The organism is Rothia sp. 27098_8_29 (assembly GCF_041432785.1).
Lineage (GTDB): Bacteria > Actinomycetota > Actinomycetes > Actinomycetales > Micrococcaceae > Rothia > Rothia mucilaginosa.
Map to the genome: position 1 here is coordinate 55,032 of NZ_JAPWAI010000006.1, position 24,773 is coordinate 79,804.

20 protein-coding genes are annotated in these 24,773 nt (G+C 59.8%); 13 read left to right on the forward strand and 7 right to left on the reverse strand.

Annotated features, from left to right (window positions below; all coding sequences use genetic code 11):
* Window positions 1–72: 72 nt before the first annotated feature.
* Window positions 73–855 (forward strand): DsbA family protein, encoded by a 783-nt coding sequence (locus O3649_RS08055; RefSeq protein WP_371573669.1) that lies wholly within the window; start codon window positions 73–75, stop codon window positions 853–855.
* Entirely contained in the window at window positions 855–1,643 is a 789-nt protein-coding gene (locus O3649_RS08060; protein WP_371573671.1) for a spermidine synthase, read from the forward strand. The genes O3649_RS08055 and O3649_RS08060 overlap by 1 nt, the downstream gene beginning before the upstream one ends.
* 134 nt (window positions 1,644–1,777) lie before the next feature.
* Here the strand turns inward: O3649_RS08060 and O3649_RS08065 are convergent, their stop codons facing one another.
* Together O3649_RS08065 and O3649_RS08070 are read right to left on the reverse strand one after the other, a co-directional pair.
* Window positions 1,778–2,752 carry a DMT family transporter gene (locus tag O3649_RS08065; protein ID WP_294632137.1) on the reverse strand — a complete coding sequence of 325 codons (975 nt, stop codon included), beginning with the start codon at window positions 2,750–2,752 and terminating at the stop codon, window positions 1,778–1,780.
* 188 nt (window positions 2,753–2,940) lie between these two features.
* On the reverse strand, window positions 2,941–4,002 hold the full coding sequence (locus O3649_RS08070; RefSeq protein WP_049338407.1) for a DMT family transporter: 1,062 nt from the start codon (window positions 4,000–4,002) through the stop codon (window positions 2,941–2,943).
* Between the two features lie 273 nt (window positions 4,003–4,275).
* Between O3649_RS08070 and O3649_RS08075 the strand changes: the two genes are divergently transcribed.
* Window positions 4,276–5,157: a di- and tripeptidase gene (locus O3649_RS08075; RefSeq protein WP_371573675.1), complete on the forward strand. Its 882-nt coding sequence runs from the start codon at window positions 4,276–4,278 to the stop codon at window positions 5,155–5,157.
* A gap of 104 nt (window positions 5,158–5,261) precedes the next feature.
* On the opposite strand, the gene purB is transcribed toward O3649_RS08075, so the two are convergent.
* Window positions 5,262–6,695, reverse strand: coding sequence for an adenylosuccinate lyase (gene purB, locus O3649_RS08080; protein WP_294640590.1), 1,434 nt, complete (start codon window positions 6,693–6,695; stop codon window positions 5,262–5,264).
* Between the two features lie 290 nt (window positions 6,696–6,985).
* On the opposite strand from purB, the gene O3649_RS08085 reads away from it, so the two are divergent.
* The 6 genes from O3649_RS08085 to O3649_RS08110 all read left to right on the forward strand — a co-directional run bounded on the left by O3649_RS08085 (window position 6,986) and on the right by O3649_RS08110 (window position 15,504).
* On the forward strand, window positions 6,986–7,579 hold the full coding sequence (locus tag O3649_RS08085; protein WP_371573677.1) for an ABC transporter substrate-binding protein: 594 nt from the start codon (window positions 6,986–6,988) through the stop codon (window positions 7,577–7,579).
* A gap of 19 nt (window positions 7,580–7,598) precedes the next feature.
* Window positions 7,599–9,992 (forward strand): extensin, encoded by a 2,394-nt coding sequence (locus O3649_RS08090; RefSeq protein WP_371573679.1) that lies wholly within the window; start codon window positions 7,599–7,601, stop codon window positions 9,990–9,992.
* Between the two features lie 251 nt (window positions 9,993–10,243).
* Entirely contained in the window at window positions 10,244–11,371 is a 1,128-nt protein-coding gene (locus tag O3649_RS08095; RefSeq protein ID WP_371573681.1) for a histidinol-phosphate transaminase, read from the forward strand.
* A 402-nt stretch (window positions 11,372–11,773) separates the two neighbouring features.
* Window positions 11,774–12,940 carry a thiamine pyrophosphate-dependent enzyme gene (locus tag O3649_RS08100; protein ID WP_371573683.1) on the forward strand — a complete coding sequence of 389 codons (1,167 nt, stop codon included), beginning with the start codon at window positions 11,774–11,776 and terminating at the stop codon, window positions 12,938–12,940.
* A 2-nt stretch (window positions 12,941–12,942) separates the two neighbouring features.
* Complete coding sequence (locus tag O3649_RS08105; RefSeq protein WP_005504472.1) at window positions 12,943–13,929, forward strand: alpha-ketoacid dehydrogenase subunit beta; 987 nt, start codon at window positions 12,943–12,945, stop codon at window positions 13,927–13,929.
* 99 nt (window positions 13,930–14,028) lie between these two features.
* The gene (locus tag O3649_RS08110; RefSeq protein WP_371573686.1) at window positions 14,029–15,504 is read left to right on the forward strand and encodes a dihydrolipoamide acetyltransferase family protein; all 1,476 of its coding nucleotides are present in this window, start codon (window positions 14,029–14,031) and stop codon (window positions 15,502–15,504) included.
* A gap of 159 nt (window positions 15,505–15,663) precedes the next feature.
* Here the strand turns inward: O3649_RS08110 and O3649_RS08115 are convergent, their stop codons facing one another.
* From O3649_RS08115 to O3649_RS08125, 3 genes are read right to left on the reverse strand one after another with little or no spacing between them, the layout of a single operon-like run.
* Window positions 15,664–16,779, reverse strand: a complete 1,116-nt coding sequence (locus O3649_RS08115) for a hypothetical protein (RefSeq protein WP_371573688.1) — start codon at window positions 16,777–16,779, stop codon at window positions 15,664–15,666.
* A gap of 33 nt (window positions 16,780–16,812) precedes the next feature.
* Window positions 16,813–17,475, reverse strand: a complete 663-nt coding sequence (locus O3649_RS08120) for a sugar O-acetyltransferase (RefSeq protein ID WP_371573690.1) — start codon at window positions 17,473–17,475, stop codon at window positions 16,813–16,815.
* Window positions 17,475–17,624 (reverse strand): hypothetical protein, encoded by a 150-nt coding sequence (locus O3649_RS08125; RefSeq protein ID WP_005504480.1) that lies wholly within the window; start codon window positions 17,622–17,624, stop codon window positions 17,475–17,477. The genes O3649_RS08120 and O3649_RS08125 overlap by 1 nt, the downstream gene beginning before the upstream one ends.
* Window positions 17,625–17,771: 147 nt before the next feature.
* Between O3649_RS08125 and O3649_RS08130 the strand changes: the two genes are divergently transcribed.
* The 4 genes from O3649_RS08130 (at window position 17,772) to O3649_RS08145 (ending at window position 22,625) form a co-directional block, all read left to right on the forward strand.
* On the forward strand, window positions 17,772–19,538 hold the full coding sequence (locus O3649_RS08130) for a long-chain-fatty-acid--CoA ligase (protein WP_371573692.1): 1,767 nt from the start codon (window positions 17,772–17,774) through the stop codon (window positions 19,536–19,538).
* Between the two features lie 305 nt (window positions 19,539–19,843).
* Window positions 19,844–20,728 (forward strand): MetQ/NlpA family ABC transporter substrate-binding protein, encoded by an 885-nt coding sequence (locus O3649_RS08135; protein WP_005507550.1) that lies wholly within the window; start codon window positions 19,844–19,846, stop codon window positions 20,726–20,728.
* A 145-nt stretch (window positions 20,729–20,873) separates the two neighbouring features.
* Window positions 20,874–21,929: a methionine ABC transporter ATP-binding protein gene (locus tag O3649_RS08140; RefSeq protein WP_371573694.1), complete on the forward strand. Its 1,056-nt coding sequence runs from the start codon at window positions 20,874–20,876 to the stop codon at window positions 21,927–21,929.
* Complete coding sequence (locus O3649_RS08145) at window positions 21,930–22,625, forward strand: methionine ABC transporter permease (protein WP_012902834.1); 696 nt, start codon at window positions 21,930–21,932, stop codon at window positions 22,623–22,625. It abuts the gene before it with no gap.
* 1,234 nt (window positions 22,626–23,859) lie between these two features.
* Here the strand turns inward: O3649_RS08145 and O3649_RS08150 are convergent.
* Window positions 23,860–24,621, reverse strand: coding sequence for an HAD family phosphatase (locus O3649_RS08150; protein WP_303987913.1), 762 nt, complete (start codon window positions 24,619–24,621; stop codon window positions 23,860–23,862).
* Window positions 24,622–24,773 lie beyond the last annotated feature (152 nt).

Genomic DNA, 24,773 nt, shown 5'->3' on the forward strand with positions numbered 1-24,773 from the left:
CAACCACTGGCACATCAACCACAGAGGTATCAACCACAGGCCAGCCCGCCACCCGTAGAGAGAGGAACCACCATGACTTCACCCCTCAACCGCCGCACCCTGCTGCTGGGCGTAGTGCCCGCCGCCGCCCTGGGACTGAGCGCATGCGGTTCCAGCTCCTCCCAGCCCTCCGCATCGGCATCTGCGAGCGGTTCGGCGAGCGCCACCGCAAGCACCGCCGCTACCTCGGCAAGCGCATCCGCAAGTACTACCTCGAGCGCTTCGGCATCCGCGGACCCCTCGGCTTCTGTGAGCGGCTCGGCAACCGCCGATGACGGCTACGTCGGTTACCGCCTCAACCGCGAAGTACCCGGTGCAGGCACCGCAACCCTGTACACCGACTACCAGTGCCCCTACTGCGCCAAGGCAGAACCCAAGTTCGAAGAAGCTGCCAAGAAGCTTGACGGCATCATGAACGTGACCGTGCGCCACATGCCGCTGAACATGCACGCCAATGCCGTACCCGCCGCACTCGCCGTAGAAGCCGCAACAGCTCAGGGTAAGCACGTCGAAATGGCGAACAAGCTCTTCAACACCCAGAACGACTGGAAGAACATCAAAGAGCGCGACAAGCTGCGCACCCTCTTCAACGACTACGCCAAGGAACTGGGCCTGAACGTCGAAGAATTCGACAAGGTCCTACTCGCCTCCGACACCGTCAAGCCCGTTCAGCGTGACTACGAGCACGCCGTGAAGATTGGTGTGAAGGGCACCCCCACCTTCGCCGTGAACGACAAGGTCGTTGAGGGCCTGGATTCTTCCTCCTCGGTGGACGACCTGGTCAGCACCTTCAAGCGTGAAGCTGGCGTGAAGTAGTGGCGCACATTCAGCTCTCCGGCGGGCAGCGCGCCGAAATTCACCCCGACGGGTTCAGCGACCACGGCCACGTCCTCGAAATCGGTGGCGCCGAGCAGTCCCACGTGGACGTGCAGAACCCCGACTACGTGTTCTACGAGTACCTGCGCCGCATCGCAAACGCGGTGGATGCGCTCGCACCCGTCGGCGAACCCATCACCGCCGCACACCTGGGCGCCGGTGCGCTCACCCTCGTGCGTTACATTCAGGCGACCCGCCCCGGCTCCCGCCAGGTTGCCGTGGATATTGAACCCGAGCTCATGGGCTTCGTAACGGACCGCCTGCCGCTCCCCGCCGGAACCGACTGCCAGCTGGTGGTCGGTGACGCCCGCGAGCAGCTGGCGAACCTGCCCGAACTGCTGGGCGTGCCCGGCTTCGACGCGATCATTCTCGACATCTTCACCGGCATGGATGCGCCCGCCCACCTGGCGAACCGCGACTTCTACCGCGAACTCAAGGACGCCCTGAACGAGCGCGGCATGGTCGCCATCAACGTGGGTGACGACGCGGGTCTGCCCTTCTTCCAGCTGCAGGCAGCCGCCATGCTGGAAGTCTTCGACCACGTGTGGTGCCTGTGCGAAAGTTCCATGCTTAGCGGGCAGAATGAGGGCAACCTCGTGCTGGTTGGTACCGCCCGTGAGCTGGACGAGGACACCCAGGACTGGCTGTACGCCCTGGGCCCGCATCCGGCGGAGGTGCTCACCACCGATGAGCTGCGCGACCTGCTGGACGAGCTGGCTGAGAGCTAAACCTGACATACAAAACCGTTGAGGCGGGTACCAACCAGGTACCCGCCTCAACGGTTTTTTCTATGGATTTTCTACAGGGGTTTTCTATACGCCGCGCGCCGGCGGAATTTTGGTTCTTACTCAGGACTTTGGCTTTACTCGGGTAGCGGCATGGGAACGGGGTCCTCGCCGACATCCTTCTGCTTGTGGGAACTACCCTTCGTGGTGGTCAGCGTAATGCCCACACTCGCAGTCATCAGCAGGAAAATTGCCACCCAACGAATCGGGCCGGTCTCCTGATTCAGCAACGCCCAACCGGCAATCGCCGCAATAGCGGGCTCCAAGCTCATCAGCACACTAAATACGCGCTCCGGCAGGTTGCGCAGAGCCATCAGCTCCGCGCTATAGGGAATCACCGAAGCGAACATGGCGGTACCAAAAATCATGAGGAGCAGCATCGGATCCTGCGCCGCATTCCAAATCGGCTGAGGCGCCGGAACAACCGCCGCCACCGGGGCAATAAACGCAGCACCAACAAGCATCGCCACCGCCAGGCCGCTCGCACCCGGAACCAGGGCACCCACCTTCGCGCTAGAGCGAATATACAACGCCCAGAACACGCCAGCAATCAACGCGAACGTCAGACCCAGGTAATCGGTATCCTTACCAACCGCCGCCTCATAGCCGAGCACCAGCATGCCCGCCAGGGCGCAGAGCACCCACACCGCGTCGCGGAGCCTGCGCGTCAGCATGGACGCCAACGCCAGCGGGCCCAAGAACTCCACCGCAACCGCCAAACCAATCGGGATGCGGTCAATCGCGCAATAGAAGAAGCCGTTCATCAGACCGAAAGTCATACCGAAAATGATGACGGCACGCCACTGCTCCTTCGACCAAGATAGCGCACCCGGCGGCATTTCGCCGCCGCATCGGGTACGCCAACGCGCCGCCAACCACACGGCGCTACCCACCACCATGGAAGCAATCGCCAGACGGCTGACGCTAATAGCCAGAGCACCAAACAGCGGGAAGAGACTCACCGCGAACGCGGCACCGAACTGCAGCGACGAGCAGGATATCAGCACAAACATAATGCCCAGTGCGGGTCGTTGAGATGAAGTATGCGGCATGATTCTCCTTCCTGCGCCTCACAAGGAGGCGGTGCATCTCTCAAGGTGTACAGGTGACGTATCGATTCGGGCGGAGGCAAGAACCTGACCAGTGCAGTTAAAAAGCGCACCCCCGGGCAACACGAGATACTATCCTACTCGTCACCCGGGGGCGCTAGAAACCGTTGACACGGCTACAGTTCAGTAGATTAGAGGCCTTTCGCCTCACGGTCAGCCTTAATCTGCGCAGCCGACGGAAGCGTAATGGAACTGGTTGCCATCTGCGCAATATCTACTGCGTGCGCATCCACCGCACCGGGCAGGTAACGTTCGTTATCCTCCAAAGTGCCGTCTTCCTGCGCCTTCTTCTGCGCGCGAGCGTGAGAAATTGAAATACCGATACTCGCAGCCACCAGCAGAGCAATAGCAACCCAGCGGACCAGGCCAGTAGCCTCACCAAGCATCACAATACCCACAGCCGCCGCAATCGCAGGCTCCAGGGACAGCACCACGCTATAAATATGCGCGGGCAACAGACGTAGCGAAGAAACCTCACCCAGAGCCGGCAGAGCAGAAGCCAGCAGACCCATCAAGCAGCCAATAGCCAGCAGGTTCACATCCTGAGTTACCTTCAACAGGTTATTGCCACTCAGAATAAACGGGAACGGCAGAACCAACAGGGTCGAAACAGCGTTACCCATGACCATGCCACCCATACCCGGAATCAGCGCGCCCACCTTCTCCGTCGCCAGAATGTAGGCGGCACGAGAAATAGCGGTCAGCACCGCAAAGAACACACCCACCAGGGCGAAATCCTCCGGCTTCGCCTGCGACTCAGCCGTCAGAATCGCCATGCCCGTAAAGGACAGAGCAATCCACACCAAATCCAGCTTGCGGCGCGACATGACCGTCGCCAACACCAGCGGACCCATGAACTCAATAGCCACCGCAATCGCCAGCGGAACCTGCTCAATCGCCACATAGAAGAACGCATTCGCGCCGGTCAGGGCAATACCCATGACAATAACTGTCAGCCACTGCGCGCGAGTCCACGAACGAATCTGCGGGCGGAAAAACGCCCACATCAAAATGGTGGAGGTCAGCAGGCGCAGAGTCACCACGCCCCAAGGGCCCAAATCACCCATCAGCTGCTTAGCAAGAGCCGCACCGAACTGCGCCGAAATAATCGCGCCGGTCGCGTACGCAACACCCAACCCTTGAGTCATGACGGGGGAACGCGCAGCATTGGGCCTATGGGTGGAAGAAGTCATAGCAATCCTTATTAGTCCAGAAGAGGTATTAGCCGCTATCTGTCATCAGGCGCGACCCCGAATCGTCGTGAAACAGGTCACGCACTATGCAAACAATGAATAGTGTGTAATCTACGACAATTTTACGCGCTTTAAAATCCGGCGCAAATAAAGACCAAAACACCTTAACAAGCAGACAAAAAACCACACGCCCTCGGTGAAATTTCACCCCCGCACCCCACCACAACCCCCTATATCCAGGAAATATTCACCCAGCCGTGATTTACTGAGAGCATGCTTGACCCGAAGAAGTCTCTATTCGATGAAGACGGCAACCCCCGTCCCGCGCTAACCACCACCCTCGACAACGTACTGCGCATGCAACGACCGCTCGCGCTGTCCATCGTCAAAAAACTCCGTGAAGCGCACCCCGACGAAACCCCCGAACAAATCCACAAGCGCCTCGACCGCACCTACCTGCGCGATATCACCGCTATCGGCGGCGTCACCGGCGCATCCGCATTCGTGCCCGGCGTCGGCACCGTCACCTCCATGAGCCTGTCCGCGCTCGCAGTCGGCGGCTACCTCGAACGCACCGCCCTCTACGCCCAGGCAGTCGCAGAACTGCACGGCGTGCACGTGCACGACGCCGAAACCGCCCGCTCCATGGTCATGGCAATCATGCTCGGTGAAGAAGGCTCCCAGCTCATGAACACCGTGCTACTGCAGACCGGCAAGGCAGGCGGCATCTCCAACAAGTGGGGCATGCTGCTCGGCAACTCCTCCAGCGGCAAGATGTTCAGCGTTGAACGCACCATCCGCAACCTGTTCATCCGCCGATTCCTCACCCGCCAGACCGGCGCACTGCTCGGCCGCGCCCTGCCCTTCGGCGTTGGCGCAGTCGTTGGCGGCGGCGCAAACCTGACCCTCGGCAAGGACGTCGTGCGCAACACCCGCCGTGCCTTTGGCGACGCACCCGCGTACTTCCCCGCAGAGCTCATGATCACCCCGCGCGCACCCCGCGTACAGGGCGGCGAAGGTTCGGAAAGCCCCTCCGGTGTGGCTGGTGCCCTCCTCAAGGGCGTCAAGGATGCAGGTAAGGCGGCAGGCAAGGTCTTCACCCGCGGCAAGGGCAACGACACCGAAACCGGCCACCGCCGCATGCTCGGCCGCTAAAATCCATACTGACCAGCCAAACATAGCAAAGACCCAACACACTAAAGACCCCGGCTCCCTGAATACAGGGAACCGGGGTCTTCTGTTTAATCCTTTGCTACGGACTAGGCGTTCTTCGCGTGATCCAGCAGCTGAGCCGCAATACCGTTATAGGTGTGCGGAGTCAGAGCCGACAGACGCGCCTCAGCCTCGGGGGAGAGGCCCAGAGTAGCCACAAACTCCTTCAGACGAGCAGCATCCACGCGGTGACCGCGAGTCAGCTCCTTCAGACGCTCATACGGGTTCTCCATGCCGGGAACACCTGCGATAGCCTCAGCGCGCATCACCATCTGGATTGCCTCAGCCAGAACCTCCCAGTTGGAATCCAGATCAGCAGAAATAACATCGGTCGCAATATCCAGACGCTGCAGACCCTTCACCACATTGGAGATAGCCAGCACCGAGTGACCAAACGCCACGCCAATATTGCGCTGCGCCGACGAGTCAGTCAGGTCACGCTGCCAACGAGAAGTCACCAGGGTCGAACCCAGCGAATCCAGCAGAGCGTTGGACAGCTCCAGGTTAGCCTCCGCATTCTCAAAGCGAATCGGGTTCACCTTGTGCGGCATGGTCGACGAACCGGTCGCACCGGCCACCGGAATCTGACGGAAGAAACCAATCGAAATGTAGCTCCACACATCGGTGCAGAGGTTGTGCAGCACGCGGTTGAAATGAGCGATATCCGAGTACAGCTCAGCCTGCCAGTCGTGCGACTCAATCTGAGTGGTCAGCGGGTTCCAAGTCAGACCCAGGTGCTCCACAAAACCACGAGAAATCTTCTGCCAATCAGCGCTCGGCACCGACGCATAGTGCGCGGCGTAAGTACCGGTCGCACCATTAATCTTGCCGAGGAACTCGGTCGCCTTCACGTGCTTGACCTGGCGCTTCAGGCGGTAGGCGAGCACGCCCATCTCCTTGCCCAGGGTGGAGGGGGTCGCCGGCTGGCCGTGAGTGCGGCACAGCATCGGCACGTCGCGGCCGTCCTCAGCCAGCTTCAGCAGAACATCAATCAGCTCCTCCGCGGCGGGGATCCACACGTTCTCAGCGGCGTCCTTGATACCCAGCGCGTAGGAGAGGTTGTTAATGTCCTCAGAAGTGCAGCCGAAGTGAACCAGCGGCACCAGGTGACCCAGGCCCAGGCCCTCCAGGCGGCGACCAATGTAGTACTCGACCGCCTTCACATCGTGAACGGTGACAGCCTCAATCTCAGCCAGCTCCGCCACAGAATCAGCGTTGAAATCGGTCACGATGGCGCGCAGGCCCTTCTTCTGCTCCTCGCTCAGCGGGGACAGACCCGGCAGCACCTCGTGCTCGCACAGGTAAATGAACCACTCAACCTCAACGTGGATGCGGTCGCGGTTCAGAGCCGCCTCAGAAAGGTAGTTGGTCAGGGGTGCGGTTACGGATGCGTAGCGTCCGTCGAGGGGGCCCAGCGCAAGTTCGCCGGTGCCCAGGTCAATACGGCCAGAAGGCAAGAAGGTGTTATTGGTGTGAGACATAGCTCTATTTTTGCATGAATTCGCTGAAAAAAAGAGGCGGAAGAGCATATGGACGTGACGGGCGGCTTGGTTAGTTACAGAAATATGACAAAACGAGGTGCTGCGGAAGGGGTATTTTTCGGGTCTTGAGGGGTCAAAACGTGCGAATTTTTCGAAACAAGCCTGAGTTATCCACAGGTTGGCGTACTCAGCCTGCACAGTCACCGCGGCAGATTTAGCCTAAAACAAACCCAAAAACAGGACAGAAACAGGCGCACAAACAACCAGCCCAACCACCGAAAGGACGCCCCATGAACACAATCGTCGACACCGCACCGCCTCCCGCACCCCAGCTGCCCCGCATCGAACCAACCGATATCCTCCGCGCAGCAGGACACATGGGCATCGGCACCGCCTCCGGCCACGCCCTCGCCGAACAGCTCATGGCCGCCGCCGTGCTCGCCCGCGCCAAAGGCGCAGAACTCGCCCACAGGATGCGCACCGAAGCCCAAGAAATCCGCACCGCACACCAACGCGCCAACGAACTCAACGGCGAACACTGGGCATCCGAAGCCGGACGCGCCTACCGGCGACAACTCGAAGAACACCGAGAAAAAATCCGCCACCAAGCCGAACAAGCCGAAGGCACCGCCGCCATGATCGCCGCCGCCGGTGAAGAACTCGCCAACGACCTCACCGGCAAAGCGCAGGCAATCAAAGCCGCCGCCTCCGCCGTAGATAACCTACTCGGCAAACTCGCCGACGGTGCCGCCGACGCCCTGGAAAAACTCAACCCCGGCGAAATCATCGCCCGCTCAGGCGTGCAAAAAGCCCAGTCAACGCTGGATTCACTCATGCACGTGAGCCTGCCCGACGGGCTGAGCTCGCTCATCCGAACCCACTAACCTCACCCTAGGAGACACCATGATTACCGGACCCACCGTTGCGCCCATCGGTGACCTCAGCAACTCCGCAGGGCCCACCGCAGGCACCATCAGCGTTGAGCTTGAAGAAATGCCCGCCATCGCCGACGGGCTAGACACCGTCAGCCGCACCTGCGCCGACCGCACCATGCCCATTCTCGGTATCGCCGCTGAAACCCGTCTTTTCCTCGGCATCAACGGACGCGCCCAGCAGGCTGCCGCCCTCTGCACCAGCCTCGCCGCAGACCTCGGTATGAGTGCCGCAAAGTTCGGCGCCACCGCAGCCGCCGTCCGAGCCGCCCACAGCTCCTACCTGCAGACCGAAAATATCGTCGCAGGCTGGTTCGACTCCATGGGCATCGCAAAGGACGGTAAGCTCACCGACGGACGCAGCACCCGAGACCACCTGCGCGGCCTCATCGCTGGAGAACCCGGCGAAGCTAACTACCTCTTGAAGCTCACCATTCCCGAGCTTGGGTACTTCTCGGCCTATTGGGTATTGCCTCATTCACCTGTAGTAGCAGCCATTATCTTCGGCTTTACTGCCTACATGGATGCCAAATGGAACCCCGAAATTGCCCGTCAGCGTATTGCTGGGCGACTCTCCGCTATGACAGGAATACCCCAGGAATTCATTGAAAAAGTCTTGGCCGTAGGCGGAGTTGGAATCGTCGGCCCCCTCCGTGATCCGGATTCTGATAAGAAAGCGCATAACATGCGCACTGCCACAGCCGACGAGTATGGGGTTAGTGCGCATTCCGGCGAGAAAGACCGTCTCACAGTGGACGCTAGTGCTGAACGTCTGCAGGCAGCCGCCAAGGCACAGGACCAGGAGTTTGAACGCTCCCAACAGGACCCGACTAAGGGTGAACGTGGTGCCGTGCTCGTCACCGTCATGTACGAAGCAGGACACGAAGGCGATCCCGCCTATGCCCTATACGTCGTGAGTATTCCGGGTACTAACTTTTCTTCCTTTGGTGGGTCTCCTATGGATGTCCCTGGGACTCTTCGCGAAGCACTGGGTAACGATACTCTGGAGAACCCCGCCTATCAGATGGTTCTGCAGGCTCTACGTGATGCTGGAGCACCTCAAGGTGCCCGCGTGTACATGGAAGGCTTCAGCCAGGGAGGCATGATTGCCTACAACATGGCTAATAGTCTCGAGGTTGCCAAGGAAATCAATATTGTGGGTGTCTACGCTCAAGCCTCCCCGCTACGAGGTCTACCGGCTAAACGCCGCGACTTTGGAGTGGACTACGTGGAAGGAGATGGAGACCCGGTTCCTGACTCTGCATTGAGGCCTGAGGGAGGGTGGCGTCCCGATGAACGTGATACCGCAATTACAATCTCAAATTTTAGACATAATAGCGGGGAATACCGAGAAACCCTGCAACGTGAAGGATATGGAAACCAGACTCTGGGTGCCCTCAGAGCGGCCATGGGCAACAAAGGTTACGTGCAAGGGGAACAAAAGGTTACCTCGGGCTCTGCTATGCCAGATGGTTACACGTTTGAAGAACGTCTGAACGAGTATGGACTGCGTGGGGCTAGGTACACTCAACAGGCTCTAGAAGCTGGGGTGCAGCTTGATTCTCGAGTTTTATATGAGGGTATAGACCAACTAACAGATGGAGAACTGCACCGAGTAGATAGTGTAGTGCGTGGCAACGTCGAAAATACTCGGCAGAAAATCGAAGATACCGTCTCAGATGTCCAACAGGGCATGGAGATTGCCAAGCAGAGGGCCGAGGGTCTTCGGCGAGAAGTTGGAGAAACCGTACAGGCGGCTGCTAAGCAAATCCCCGCCGTCATCGAGGGTGCCCAAAAGACCATCCCTCACCCCGAGCCGACTCCGCAGGAAAAGCCTCAGAACCTGAAGCCTGCATGGCCCGAAATGCCTGTGCCGCAGATGCCCAAGGTGCCCCTCCTACAGGGATACAACCCGCAGCATCTGCCGCCCGCCATCAAGATGCCGGGCGACCTGAGTCGTCCAGAGCCTGCACCCATCAAGATGCCCGCTCGAATCGAGGCAGAGGGGCAGTTGCCCCCTGCAAGTCTGATCCCGCCGGACATTCTGCCCAAACCTGCAGATCTGCATACGCACATCGAAAAGGCTGTTACTCAGCCAATCATCGATCGCTTGCAGTTCCCTAGTCCTGGTTCTGTGCTCAGGGACCCGTTCTCCGGGCCCCGGCAGGGTGGAGACTACGACGGCAGCGAGTCGCTCATCCCCGCCCTACCGAATCTGAAGCCTGCACCCATGCTCCCGCCCAAGAGCATTGACCCCGGGTTCCTCGCACCAACTCCGCCCGAGAACATCGACCCCGGGTTCCGCGCCCCAGGCCTTCCCGAGGACCTGACTCCCATCGAGGAGAGTGAACCCCTGATGGTCTAAACACCGAGTCTAAAAGCACCAATCTCAACGGCTCGGTGGAGGGTGGAGGGGACGAGTAGAGTAGAGAAGAGAAAAGGAGAGGCGCCACCGGGAACAACCCTGGCGGCGCCCCTCCACCTTTGCGTACGCAGCCTTTGCGTACAGCGCTTGCGGCCAGTATCTGCTGCCTGCACAGCTACAGCCTGCTCGCGACCTGCTCTCCAGGTGAGAAGCGTTAGCCCCCGAGCCGCCCGCAGGCACATACTGGAACCATGAGCCAGTCAGCTGAACACGCCAACATCCCGGTCCGCCCCGTCTTCAACACCCTGCCCAGCTACGCGGCAGGCAAGCCGCCCATACCCGTTGAAGGCCTCACCCAGTACAAGCTTTCCTCGAACGAGAACCCGCTGGGCCCCGTACCCGAGGTCGCGCGCGTCCTCGCAGAATTTGCGACCGCGCACCGCTACCCCGACCCGCTCTCCACCGCCCTGCGCCACAAGCTCTCCGCACGACTGGGCGTGGACGCTGACGACATCGTCACCGGTGCCGGAAGCCTCGGCGCGCTCAACCAAATCCTCAAAACCTTCGCCGGCGTAAACGCCGACGGCGTGCAGGACGAAGTCATCTACGCTTGGCGTTCCTTCGAGGCATACCCGATTCTCGTCGGCATTATGGGCGCTCGCAGCGTGCAGGTGCCGAACCTGCCCGACGGCTCACACGACCTGGACGCCATGGCGGCCGCCATCACCGACCGCACCCGCCTGATCCTGGTCTGCACCCCCAACAACCCGACCGGCCCCGCCGTCACCGAAAGTCAGATCCGTGCGTTCCTGGCGAAGGTGCCCGCCCACATCCCCGTGGTCATTGATGAGGCGTACTTCGAGTTCTGCGCTGCCTCCACCGTGCCGGACAGTGAAGAAGCCCCGCTGAACGGCATGGACATCTACCGCGACTACGAGAACGTCATCATTCTGCGCACCTTCTCCAAGGCGCAGGGCCTGGCGGGTCTGCGCGTGGGCTACTCAATTTCGCACCCGCAGATTACGCAGCACCTGCGCGTGGCGGCAACCCCGTTCGCCGTGACGGCGCTGGCTGAGGCGGCGGCTATCGCCTCCATCGAGCATGAGGATGCGGTGATGGAGCGTGTGAGCCACCTGGTCGCTGAGCGTGAGCGCGTGACCGCTCGACTGCGCGAGCTGGGCTACGATTTCCCGAGCACTTACGCGAACTTCGTGTGGCTGCCTCTGGGGGAGCGCACGGGTGAGTTTGTGCAGCTGATGTCTGAGCATGCGCTGTCGGTGCGTGCGTTCGGTACCGAGGGTGTTCGCGTGAGCATTGGTGAGGTGGAGGCGAATGACCGTTTCCTCTCGCTCTGTGAGGTCTTCGCGAAGGGGCTCTAGAGCGTCTTGTGAAGGGGTGGGGGTACCCACTCGGCCCTAATTGAACAATGTACTATTTTCCCTTGTCGAGGTTTGTTTGGGCTTTTCAAATGGTTCTCGCGCGGGAAAAATGATGGCCCGAAAAAGCTCTCAGTAGTTAAATTAAACCTCCCATATATTCTCAAAAAAGAATATATGGGAGGTTTAATTTAATGATGTTCAAATAGTGAATGACAGGGCATAATACACTGCGTTATCAGCGTAACTGCCGCGAGATAAAGCCGAAAAGAGTAGACTGGTAACTATATATGCCCAGACCCTCACAAGCTTGCCGGAACACCTCAAACCCTGCACCATCAGGTGAAAGTTGAGACTAAAACCCAAGCCGCTGAGGGCCAAGCCCTCGTCACGTGTGGAGGTTAGATGCACGAGAACGACAAGTACCCCGGAGTGCCCGAACGCATCCAGCTCATGGATGAAAACGGCACCGTACACGAACACCCCACCTACAGCCGGTACATCGAAGACGTCAACGCAGACACCCTGCGCGAGGCATACCGCCTCATGTACACCACCCGCCGATTCGACGACGAGGCAACCGCCCTGCAGCGCCAGGGTCAGCTCGCCCTCTGGGTACCCAGCCGAGGCCAGGAAGCCGCACAGGTCGGCTCCGCACTCGCCTACGCGCCCAACGACTACATCTTCCCCTCCTACCGTGAGCACGCCGTCGCCCTGACGCGTGGCGTGGACTTCCGCGACCTGATCACCATCTTCCGCGGCTCCACCACCCACGGCTGGGACATGAAGGCACACAACTTCCATACCTACACCAAGGTGCTTGCCGCCCAGACCCTGCACGCAGTCGGCTACGCTATGGGTCTGAACTTCGACGCCGACATCGAGGCTGAAACTGGCATCCGCCGCACCGGTCAGGGTCAGGCAACAGATCCTGCCGAGGACACCCAGAAGCCCGCCGTGGCGGTCTACTTCGGTGACGGCTCCTCCACCGAAGGTGACGCACACGAGTCCATGGTTTTCGCCGCCTCCTATAACGCGCCGGTGCTCTTCTTCGTGCAGAACAACCGCTGGGCTATCTCCGTGCCCTTCGAGGTGCAGTCCCGCGTTCCGGTGTCCACCCGCGCCGCAGGCTACGGCTTCGAGGGTATTCGCGTTGACGGCAACGACGTTCTCGCCGTACTGGCTGCAACCCGCTACGCCATGGAGAAGATCCGTGCCGGTGAAGGCCCGGTGCTGATTGAAGCTGAGACCTACCGCCTCGGCCCGCACACCACCGCGGATGACCCCACCAAGTACCGCACCGACGCCGACCTGGAAGGTCCTCTGCGCCGCGACCCCATGATTCGCCTCGAGAAGTACCTGCGCGAGCAGGGCTACGCCGACGATGCCTTCTTTGAAGAGGTTGCAGAATCTGCACAGCAGGTCGCGAACGGCGTGCGTGAGGCAGTGCTGAACTCCGAAGTCGCTGACTTTGAGCGTTTCTTCGACCGCGTCTACGTGCAGGAACACCAGCAGGTGGAAGACGACCGCGAGTTCTACCGTAACTACGTCGCAGGCTTTGAAGAGGAGTAAGCATGAGCGAGAAAATTGAACGTTTGACCCTCGCCAAGGCGATTACCCGCGGCCTGGAAGACGCCATGGAAGCCGACCGCACCGTCGTCATGCTCGGTGAGGATATCGGCAAGCTCGGCGGCGTGTACCGTGTGACTGAGGGCCTACAGGCGCGCTTCGGCAACCGTCGCGTCATGGATGCGCCCCTGGGTGAGTCCGGCATTATCGGCACCTCCATCGGTATGGCGCTGCGCGGCTACCGCCCCGTACCGGAGATTCAGTTCGACGGCTTCGTGTTCCCCGCCTACAACCAGATCACGAGCCAGCTGGCGAAGATCCACAACCGCACCGATAAGCAGTACACGGTGCCGGTGACTATCCGCATTCCGTACGGTGGCGTGATTGGTTCGGTGGAGCACCACTCCGAGTCCCCGGAGGCGCTGTTCGCCCACACCGCGGGTCTGCGTATTGTGACCCCTTCGACCCCGCACGAGGCGTACTGGATGACCCGCAAGGCGATTGAGTGCCCCGACCCGGTCATTATTTTTGAGCCGAAGCGCCGCTACTGGCTCAAGGGTGAAGTGGACTTTAGCGACACTTCCTTTGATCCGTTTAGCGCCCAGGTGGTGCGTGAGGGTACGGACGCGACCATCGTTGCGTACGGTCCGCTGGTGCCGGTTGCTCTGGCTGCGGCAGAGGCTGCGGTGGAGGATGGCCGTTCGATTGAGGTCATTGACCTGCGCTCGATTTCGCCGCTGGACGTGCCGACCGTTGCCGCTTCGGTGGCGAAGACTGGCCGCCTGATTATTGCGCACGAGGCGCCGACCTTTGGCGGTATGGGCGGTGAGTTGGCTGCGGCGATTACGGAGCGTTGCTTCTACAGTCTGCAGGCGCCGGTGATTCGCGTGGGTGGCTACTACATGCCGTACCCGGTATCCCGTGTTGAGGAAGAGTACGTGCCCGATATTGACCGTATTCTTGAGGCGGTTGACCGCGCTTTTGACTACTAGGCATTCCCTGATCTGACGTATCAGCGTGTTGCGCTATGGCGGGTTGCGAGCCCGCACAGAATATTCCGTATAGGGTATATGCCCTAGTGAGAGGTAAAAATGTCCCAGATTTTCCCGCTCCCTGACGTGGGTGAAGGCCTGACCGAAGCAGAAATCCTCAGCTGGAAGGTGGCAGTCGGCACCGAGGTCGCCATCAACGACGTCCTCGTCGAAATTGAAACCGCGAAGAGCGTTGTGGAACTTCCCTCGCCCTTCGCCGGCACCGTCGAGGCGCTGCTCGTTGCCGAAGGCGAAACCGTTGAGGTGGGCACCCCGATCATCAGCATCTCCGGCGGCGACAACGCACCCGCAACCCCGGCGGCACCCGCCGCGGCAGAGGCTGAGTCCGGCACCGCACTGGTTGGCTCCGGCCCCAAGGCGGACGCTGTGAAGCGCCGCGCCCGCAAGCGCCCCGCCTCCGCAGCCCAGCCCGCACAGGCTGCTGCGGCACCGGCCGCACCGGCTGTTCAGGCACCCGTGGCGCACACCCCCGCCGACTCGGCGAACCGCAACCAGGGCCTGCTGAGCGAGCTGGCTGAGCGCGCCTCCCGCTTTGTGGAGAACACCCCGCTGAACTCGGTGGTGCAGCGTCTGGCACCCGAGCCCGCAGCGGCTCCCGCGCCGACTTTGGCTCCCGAGCAGGTTCCGCACCGCCCGACCCTCGCGCCGCCTCCGGTGCGTCTTGCCGCAAAGGAGCTGGGTGTTGACCTGGCGAACGTGACCGCTACCGGTGCGCGCGGCCAGGTGACCAAGCAGGACCTCATGAACTATGTGGCGCACCTGAGCGATGTGCAGCATAGCGGCGCCCGCCAGCCGTTCTGGCAGCCCGCAGCCACCCCCGGTGACCGCATTGAGCGCATCCCTGTGCGTGGCGTGCGTAAGGCTACCGCGAAGGCTATGGTTGCTTCGGCGTTTAGCGCCCCGCACGTGTCCATCTTCGTGGATGTTGATGCCTCCCGCACCATGGAGTTCGTGAAGCGCTTGAAGAAGTCCCGCCACTTTGAGGGCGTGAAGGTCACCCCGCTGCTGGTGCTTGCCGCCGCGGTCATTTGGGCTGCTGAGCGTAACCCGCAGGTCAACGCGACCTGGACCGATAGCGAAATCCAGATTAAGCACTTCATGAACCTGGGTATTGCTGCGGCAACCCCGCGCGGCCTGATGGTTCCGAACATTAAGGACGCTCAGGAGCTGTCCCTGCGTGAGCTGGCTATTGCGCTGAACAACCTGACCACTCGCGCCCGTGAGGGTAAGACTCAGCCCGCTGAGATGGCGAACGGCACCCTGACCATTACGAACATCGGTTCGCTGGGTATTGATACGGGTACCCCGATTATTAACCCCGGTGAGGTGGCGATTGTTGCCTTCGGTACGATCAAGCAGAAGCCGTGGGTGGTTGATGGTGAGGTTATTCCTCGCTGGGTGACGACCCTGGGTGGTTCCTTCGATCACCGTGTGGTGGATGGGGACCTGTCGGCTCGTTTCATGGCTGATGTGGCTGCGATTCTTGAGGAGCCTGCACTGCTGCTGGACCACTAGGCGGCACATTTGGGCTAGTCAGCACCGTATTGCTGGGTAGCTGAGGCCGTTTAGGATACAGATATTTAGATACAGAAAACCTCCGGTACCTTACGCAAGGTACCGGAGGTTTTCTGCACGTTTTATCCCTATCGCAACGAGGCGCAGGTGCTTAGAAGTCTATGCGTCTTCGCGTGCCACCTGGTCGCTCGGGTACTTGTCCACGCGGCGGTGGTACAGGCGTCCGCACAGGCCGCCGAGGATAGCGCCGAGGAAGCTCAACGACAGAACCAGCAGAACCGCGAGCAGGCCGTTCGCGAAATCGCCCGCAATCAGCTTCTGCAGGGACAGGGACGCGACACCGTTCTGGAACAGCTGAGGCGTGAGGAAGGTCGCCAGGGACCCGAGGATGAGCGCCATAATCTGCCAGAGCCACACGGCAATGCCCTGCTTAGCGCCGGCGAATCGTGCCATGCGTCCCGCAGCGTAACCGCCCACCAGATAGGCGAAGAAAATGAGCACACTCAACGCCACCGCGACCGGCACGGCGTTCGACGCGCCGCTAAAGAGTCGGGAGACCACCGAGGCGTACTCGATGGACTCGCTCTGACCGGTCAGGGTCAGCCACGACTGGATAGCCCATAGGCCACCGTCCATGAGGGAGATGGTGATTAGCCAGCCGAGCAGGCCGGGCAGCAGGTGCATGCGGGAGTAGCGGCTCTTCTGCATGGACAGCGCGGTTGCGGCGGTGAGGATGGGTTCCGAGCCAGCGGCATCACCTGCGGGGGTGGGGATGACGAAGTGGTCATCATCCGCCGGATTAGCCTGCGGGGCACTGGGTGCCGCATGGGCGTTGCCGGGTGCGGGCACCTCGTAGCTTGCCGTAGCGGGGGCAGGCGCGGTAGCGGGGGCTGCGCCGCCGCGCACATTGTCCGCGCTGGGGGCAGCAGGCTTGTCGAGCCAGCTGAGGTTGTCGGTAGCGGGTTCACCCAAGTCAGCGCCGGAGTCTGCACTTTGAGCGGCGCTGTTTGCGGAGAGGAGCGGCTGGGTTGCGGTAGCCGCCTCAGCAACAGAGAGAGGCAGGGTTGCATCCTGCGAGGACTGCGCGGAGGACTGCGCCGAAGAGGCCGCCTCGCGCGCTTTTTCGTGGGCGCGGCGTGCGGCGTTCAGGCCCTCATCGGTCAGAACCACGGTGGGGTCGTCGGAGGAGAATGCCGCCTCCCACAGGTCACTTTCGGTGGGGGAGGACGCCGCGGCGGCCGGACGCTGCTGCGGGGTGTTGTTCTGTGCGTTCATTAAATCCTTTGGATTCTAGTCCTGGGTGCTGATTTAGCGGTTGCGGTCAGCGTAGAAGGCGCGCGCTTCTTCCAGGGCTTCTGCGGAGTAGGTGTGCGGGTATGCCGGGCGTTCGTTCTCGTCCAGGGTACGGACCACGCGGCCGGGGTTGCCGACCACGAGGGAGTTTTCGGGGACATCCTTGGTGACGACGGTGCCCGCGCCAATCACGGAGTTCTTGCCGATGGTCACACCGCCCAGGATGATGGCGCCGCCACCGATCCAGACGTTGTCTTCAACGGTGATGGGCTCGCCACCTTCCCAGTATGCGGCGCGGTCGACCGGGTTGAGCGGGTGGGTGGGGGTGAGGAACTGTACGTTGTTGCCGACGAGCACGGTGGAGCCGATGCGGATCGGGCAGACGTCCAGGAAGACGCAACCAAAGTTGAAGAAGGAGCCGTCACCAATATAGGTGTTCACGCCGTAGTCGAAGCGTGCACCGGGGCGGATGTGGGAGTGCTCGCCCAGATGGCCGAGGTGTTCACGGTAGACGTGCATTGCCTGTGCCTGCTCGCCGCGTGCGTAGTGTTCTTCGGCGAGGACGGTTGCAGCGTGGATGCGCTTAGTCTGCGCGGCGCATTCGGCGTCGGGCATGTAGGCGGCGCCGGAGACCATGCGGTTGAAGATGTCGCCGTTGGGGCGCTGCGGGGTGCGCATTAGTGGGCTCCTCCCAGAAGGTAAGCAAGTGCGATGATGGCCATTCCGAACAGGATGACGACTCCTCCGGCGATAGCGAATCGTTTGGAAATTTCGCGGAGGAGCTTCTTGAACTGCTCGTCAGTGATGTCTTGCTGTCGTTTACTCATGCTTTAAGTATCCCAGAGTTGCTGGGTTCTGCCTTAGTGTTTCGGTGTTTATTGCGGTATCTGGGGCGGGTGTACCGTGTGATTTTCAGCGTGGAAAGAAACGGTGCTGAGTTGAAGCGTGAGGGTGTGGGAAGGCACAATCAATGCATGACTGAGGCTCAGAAGAACACGAACCTGCAGGATGCGGCGGCACCTGCATCCCCCGCTGGCGTATCGGCTGGTGCGCATCCGTTGGCGCATCGACCCTGGTTGAAGAATTATTCTTCGTGGACTGCCCGCGATATTGAGCTGCCCGAAACCTCGCTGAGCCACCTCATTGACGAGGCGGTCCGCACCGTACCCCACAAGGTGGCGCTGGAGTTCTTTGGCGCGACCACAACCTACGCCGAGTTGGGGGATCAGATTGAGCGTGCTGCGGAGGGTCTGCGCGTAGCGGGTGTGCAGCCGGGTGACCGTGTGGCGCTGATTTTGCCGAACTGTCCTCAGCATATTGCGGCGTTCTACGCGATTTTGCGCCTGGGCGCGATTGTGGTGGAGCATAACCCTCTGTACACGGGTGCCGAGTTGCGCCACATGTTTGAGGACCACGGCGCGAAGGTCGCGATTGTGTGGGATAAGATCGCCTCGCATATTACGGGTCTTCCGGCGGATATCCGCCCGAACCATATTTATTCGGTGAACATGATTTCGGCGATGCCCGCGCTGATGCGTACCGCGCTGAAGCTGCCGTTGAAGAGTGCGCGTGCTTCGCGTGAGAAGCTGACCGGTCCTGCGCCGGGTACGGTGCCGTGGACTCAGCTGGTGAAGAGCGAGCGTATTGACCCGTCGCATCGCCGCCCGACCGCGCACGATATTGCGCTGCTGCAGTACACCTCGGGTACGACCGGCCTGCCGAAGGGCGTGATGCTCACGCACCGCAACCTGGAGTCTAACGGTCGCATGGGTGAGGCATGGATTAACCCGGGCGATGACGAGGTGATTTACTCGGTTCTGCCGCTGTTCCACGCGTACGGTATGACCCTGGGCGTGACGATTGCGTCGTTGTGCCGTGCCCGCCTGGTGCTGTTCCCGACCGTGGACATGGACCTGATTTTGAAGGCGATGAAGAAGACCCGCCCAACCATTCTGCCTGCGGTTCCGCCGGTGTACCGCCGCCTGATGGATGAGGCGAAGAAGCGCGGCGTGTCCCTGGAGGGTATCCGTTATGCGGTCTCTGGTGCGATGAACCTGCCGCCTGAGCTGGTTGCCGAGTGGGAGGAAGCGTCCGGCGGTTTCATGGTGGAAGGCTACGGCCTGACCGAGTGCGCGCCGCTGGTGTCCTGCAACCCGCTCAATGACACTCGCCGTGCCGGTTTTATTGGTGTTCCGTTCCCCTCCACCGATATTCGTGTGGTGGACCCGGAAACTGGCGAGGATGTGCCTGATGGTGAAGAAGGCGAGCTGTGGGTGAAAGGCCCTCAGCGTTTTGCCGGCTACTGGAAGCGTGAGGACGAAACGGCTAAGACCATCACCCCCGAGGGCTGGTTGCGTACCGGCGATATTGTGCGCCTGGATGAGGACTACTTCATTCAGATTGTCGACCGTATTAAGGAAGTCATTATTACCGGCGGTTTCAACGTCTCCCCGACGGAGGTTGAGGTCGCGCTCAAGCAGCACGACATGGTCGCGGATGCGGCGGTAGTCGGTATTCCGCTGCCCGCCGGTGGCGAGATGGTGGTCGCCGCTGTGGTTCCCGCCCCGGGTCGAGTGGTGCAGGAGCATACTCTGCGTGAGCACTGCTATTCGAAGGTGACCCGTTATAAGGTTCCGCGCCGCATCGTGGTGGTGGATGACCTGCCCCGTTCGATGCTGGGTAAGGTTCTGCGCCGTAAGGTGCGTGAGCAGCTGATTGCTTCGGGCGAGTTCGATCAGTAGGCGCTAGCGGCTCGCTGATTGCCCGTTTTACGAACGCCGGCGTGGGTTTTTGTACCCGGGCCGGCGTTTTGTGTGTGCCTGAATACATGGTCAATGACGCTTTGTGACCTGGAAATAATCACTGCGTGACGAATTGTGACAAAATATGACGACCTTGACGTTCTGTGTCTCATGAATAGCCATTAACTTCCACACCCGCCCTTGTGCGTGCTGTAATTGTCCCATCATCATTCCCATCGGACGTGCTAATACCAACGTCAGCACCCGGTGGAACGCATCATCATTCAACAGAAAGATTCATAGCCGTGAAGAAGTTTGCTGCTGCACTCGCAGTTGTCCCCATGGTCTTTGGCCTGGCAGCCTGCGGTTCCACCAACTCCTCCTCTTCCTCCTCTTCCGCATCCAAGAAGGTCACCATCGGTGTGGTTGGCTCTGAGAAGTTCAACAAGACCCTGAAGGAAGAAGCTAAGAAGCAGGGTATCGACATTGAGTTCAAGGAGTTCAGCGCGTACACCGAGCCGAACCCCGCACTGGACGCCGGTGACATCGATATGAACCGCTTCCAGCACATCGCGTACCTGTCCAACTACAACGTGAGCGCTAAGAAGGACCTGCAGATTGTTGGCCCGACCGTCATCTACCCGATGGCTCTGTTCTCCAAGAAGCACTCCAAGTTGGCTGACATCCCCCAGGGCGGCGAGATCGTTATCCCGAACGACACCGTGAACGAAGCACGCGCGCTGAAGCTGCTGAAGACCAACGGTCTGGTTACCTTCAAGAACGCTGATGTTGACGCACCCACCATCGACGACGTGGACACCGCTAACTCCAAGGTGAAGGTCACCCCCGTCGACGCAACCCAGACCGTGGTTGGCATGGAGTCCGCTGACGGCGCAGTCGTCAACAACGACTTCCTCAAGGATGCAGGTCTGAAGCCCGCAGACGCACTGGCTCAGGACGACCCCAAGACCGACCCCTCCGCTATCAAGTACGTGAACCTCTTCGTTGCTCAGAAGGACAAGGCTGACGACGAGACCTACAAGAAGATCGTTGAAATCTTCCACACCAAGCCCGTCATGGATGTTGTTCAGGAAGAGACCCGCGGCACCGCCGTTGAGGTCAACGTGAGCACCGACGAGCTGCGTCAGTCCCTGGCTAACGAAGAAGCCAAGCTGCGCGCCAAGAAGTAATCTTCTAAATACACGCCTCTTCTAGGCATACGCAAAGGCGGTAAGTCTAAGCACCCGATGCGGGTCACGACAGGCTTACCGTCCTTTGCGTAACGGCGTTAATGCCCTTTAGCGCCCCAACCACGACATTTACGGATACAAACTTATGAGTGAACTGGTACAGAGCTTCGGTGACAGCACCGAGCCCATGGTGGTTCTGGACGGAGTCTCCAAGGTCTTCGGCAACGGCCCCAAGGCGGTAGTTGCTGTCGACAACGTCTCCCTCACCATTAACCGCGGTGAAATCTTTGCAATTATCGGCTACTCTGGCGCCGGTAAGTCCACCCTGGTCCGCCTCATTAACGGCCTGGAAACCACCACCAGCGGCACCCTGACCGTTGGCGGCTTCCAGATTTCCGGTAAGCGCGACTCCGAACTGCGTGAAGCACGCACCAATATCGGCATGATCTTCCAGCAGTTCAACCTGATGAACTCCCGCACCGTGCTCGGTAACGTCGAGTTCCCGCTGAAGATTGCCGGCTGGTCTAAGAAGGACCGCCGCGAACGCGCCCTGGAAATGCTTGAGTTCGTGGGTCTTGCCGACCGTGCAGGCCACTACCCGAACCAGCTGTCGGGCGGTCAGAAGCAGCGTGTGGGTATTGCTCGTGCGCTCGCGACCAGCCCCGCCCTGTTGCTTGCGGATGAGTCCACCAGTGCACTGGACCCGGAAACCACTCATGAAGTTCTTGCGCTTCTTAAGCGTGTGAACCGTGAACTGGGTGTGACCGTCGTGGTGATTACCCACGAGATGGACGTGGTCTCCAGCATCGCTGACCGTGTGGCTGTCATGGAGTCCGGCCGAGTGGTGGAGCAGGGCAACGTCTACGACGTCTTCTCCAACCCGCAGACCGACGTGGCAAAGCTGTTTGTTGCGACCACCGTCAAGCTCGCCCCCACCGGCAAGGAAGCGGCTGAGCTGCGCGCAAACCACAAGGGTTACCTCATCAACGTTGAAATCGTGGAGGGTAACCAGGAGCTCGGTAAGGTGCTGTCCTACCTGGGCGCCCGTAACGTCCGCTTCAACATTGTGGGCGGCGGTATTGAGACCCTGCAGGGTAAGGCGTACGGTACCCTCACCCTGGAACTCCTTGGCGAAATCACCAGCATTGATGCCGCCGTTGCCGAACTGAAGACCGTTGCCCGCGTGCAGGAGGTGCGCTAAATGTTTGCTACTACTCTTCCGCTGGCTGCGTCTAAGACGGATTGGTCCGAGTTCCTGCCCGAGAAGCTGCTCCCGGCTATCGGCGATACGTTCTACATGGTGTCTATCACCATGCTGTGCGCCGGTCTGGTCGGCCTGATTGTGGGTGCTCTGCTGTACACCACCCGTGAGGGCAACATCTTCCAGAACCGTTTCGTGTACACGATCCTGAACATTCTGGTGAACGTGATTCGCCCGATTCCGTTCATTATTTTGATTGCGGCTTTGGGCCCGCTGACGAGCGCCGTGGTGGGTACCCGCCTGGGCGTGAACGCTGCAGTCTTCGCAATGAGCTTCGGTGCTGCATTCGCTATTGCCCGTATCGTGGAGCAGAACATGGTCTCCATTGACCCGGGCGTGATTGAGGCGGCGCGTGCGATGGGCGCTTCAAAGCTGACCATCCTGTTCACCGTGATGATTCCGGAGGCGCTTGGCCCGCTGATCCTCGGTTACACCTTCCTCGTCATTGGCGTGGTGGATATGTCCGCTATGGCCGGTTACGTGGGTGCTGGCGGTCTGGGTAAGATCGCGATTGTGGACGGCTACCAGCGCTTCAACGATGAGATCACCTGGGCTGTTGTGGCGATTATTATCGTCCTGGTTCAGCTGGTTCAGTTCATCGGTAACTTCCTGGCGAAGAAGGTTATGCGCCGATAAGCTCGTGCCGCTATAGGCGCAGCTGATAAGGCATAGAAGACCCCCGGCCTGCTCTCTACGAGCGGGCCGGGGGTCTTTTTTATGCTACTACGAGGTGGAGGGCGGATGCCGCTTAGTTCTGCGCCGCCTCCAGGTACATATCCGGGGCAGGCTTACCGGTGGGAACGTCGTTGCTGCTGACCCAGGTGCGCACCAGCGAAAAAAGCATACGCACGTAGGAAAGAAGAAGAGAGGTGGGTGAAAGCAGCAGGGGAAGTGAAGACTGTTTACCGCTGTATCTGCGATAAGAACCTAGAAATGTTTAAGGCAGAGGAGCATCTGAAGCGCATTAAGACGACTTAGGATGCAAGTTTGCTGAGGAGAGAGAACAGGCTGGGAGCTTTAGCAGCTAAATACTATAGTTTGTAGTGGTGCAAATTATTATTGAATCGTTACTAAAATAATCTTGACTCCCATTTTGCTAATTGATATCATAAAAGTGTTCCGGTTCACATCAAGCTAGAGATATCATCAACAGCTATTGTTGGAGCCGGTATAGAAGGACGTGGAATCGCGTTCTACGCAGATTGGGGTATGCCACCGCTGAAAGCAAAAATTGAATAAATATCTGAGGTGATTAAGTTGGTCGACACTAGATACATACCGGTACCTGAATTATGTTTCGCAGGTTATTCTTTCTATTATTTTACATCTTCGCATGATATAATGTTTTATAATGTTGCCAGTATTTTAATTCTTTGTGGATTTGTTGGGTACTCTGCATATCGTGCAAATAAGAACTACGTACAACCTGCGGCATCCTTCATAAAATCCGTATTTTTTATGTTGGCTGTGGTAATTTTACAAGTGTATTGGCTTGACCCTTTGGCTCAGGTTGTAGTTCTACTTATGAGTATCCTGTACGCTTTTGTTTTCTATAAGCAACAGCCGAAATAAGCATCCTTGGAGTTCTAAAACACCTAGCATCACGAGAACCTGCCAATGTTCAGGTTCTCGTGATGTTTTGTATTGGTACCGTTTAGTGAGACTTTGGAAAAGTAGCGCTCCGCGAAAGTGCTGATGAGGTCAAAGGGCTACAAGAGCAGGTGCTAGAGAGGCAGCTGATAAAGCATAGAAGACCCCCGGTCTGCTCCTTGAGGAGCGGGCCGGGGGTCTTTCTTGATGCTGCCTATCAGGTGAGGCGGTGGCGCGGTGAGGCGTCTGCGGTACGTGCTTAGTTCTGCGCTGCCTCAGACTATTGAGCTGCCTCAGACTGCTGTGCCGCCTCAAGCTTGGCGATCCAGGTGCGTGCCGCCTCCCAGAGCTGCGGGTCATTGAACGAATCGAAGCGCCCAAAACCGGCCGGTGCCTTTGCCGGGTCGGTGCCTTCCGGAACGTAAATCATGACCTTCGTACCGGCGTCACGTGCCGCCTGCGCGCCCGCGGGGGAGTCCTCGAACGCCAGCGCCTCGTGGCCTTCAAAGCCGAGGCGACGTGCCGCCTCCAGGTACATGTCCGGGGCGGGCTTACCGGCCGGAACGTCGTTGCTGCTGACCCAGGTGCGCACCAGCGGGGCGTAACCGTAGCTTTCCATCTTCAGGGTCAGAATGTTCGCGGTGGAGTTCGACGCCACCGCAACCGGCATGTGCTCGCTCAGGAAGCCCAGGAACTTCTGCGCACCCTCAATCAGGTCCACGCCGGAGCTGATGACCTCGTGCTCGGTGGTGAGCAGGTCCTTCATCACGCGTTCATGGTGCTCGGCGTACTCTGCGGAGGCGGTGTCCGGCTTCTGGCCGTTCTGCGCCTCGTAGGAGAGCAGTGCAAGCTCCTGCGCGACGTCGGCTGCCGCCAGGCCGGTGAGGCGGTGCTCCACCTCTTCGGTGAAGGGAACAGACCAGCGGGCGAAAAGCTCACGCTGCACATCGTTCCAGACGGTCTCGGAGTCGAGGAGGATGCCGTCGCAGTCGAAGATTGCGCAGCGGGGGAACCAATCGGAGGGTACTGTGTGTTCAAACATAATGTCAGTCTCTCACAGGGCTTTAGGCGATGGAAGCGGTGGCCCGGTGCGTGAGAAAACATGCAGGGTGCAAACCGGGTGAGGGTACAAAAGCACGCAACACAAACGTTGGACATGAAGAAACCCTCCCGCCGCATCCACTGAGAACGCAA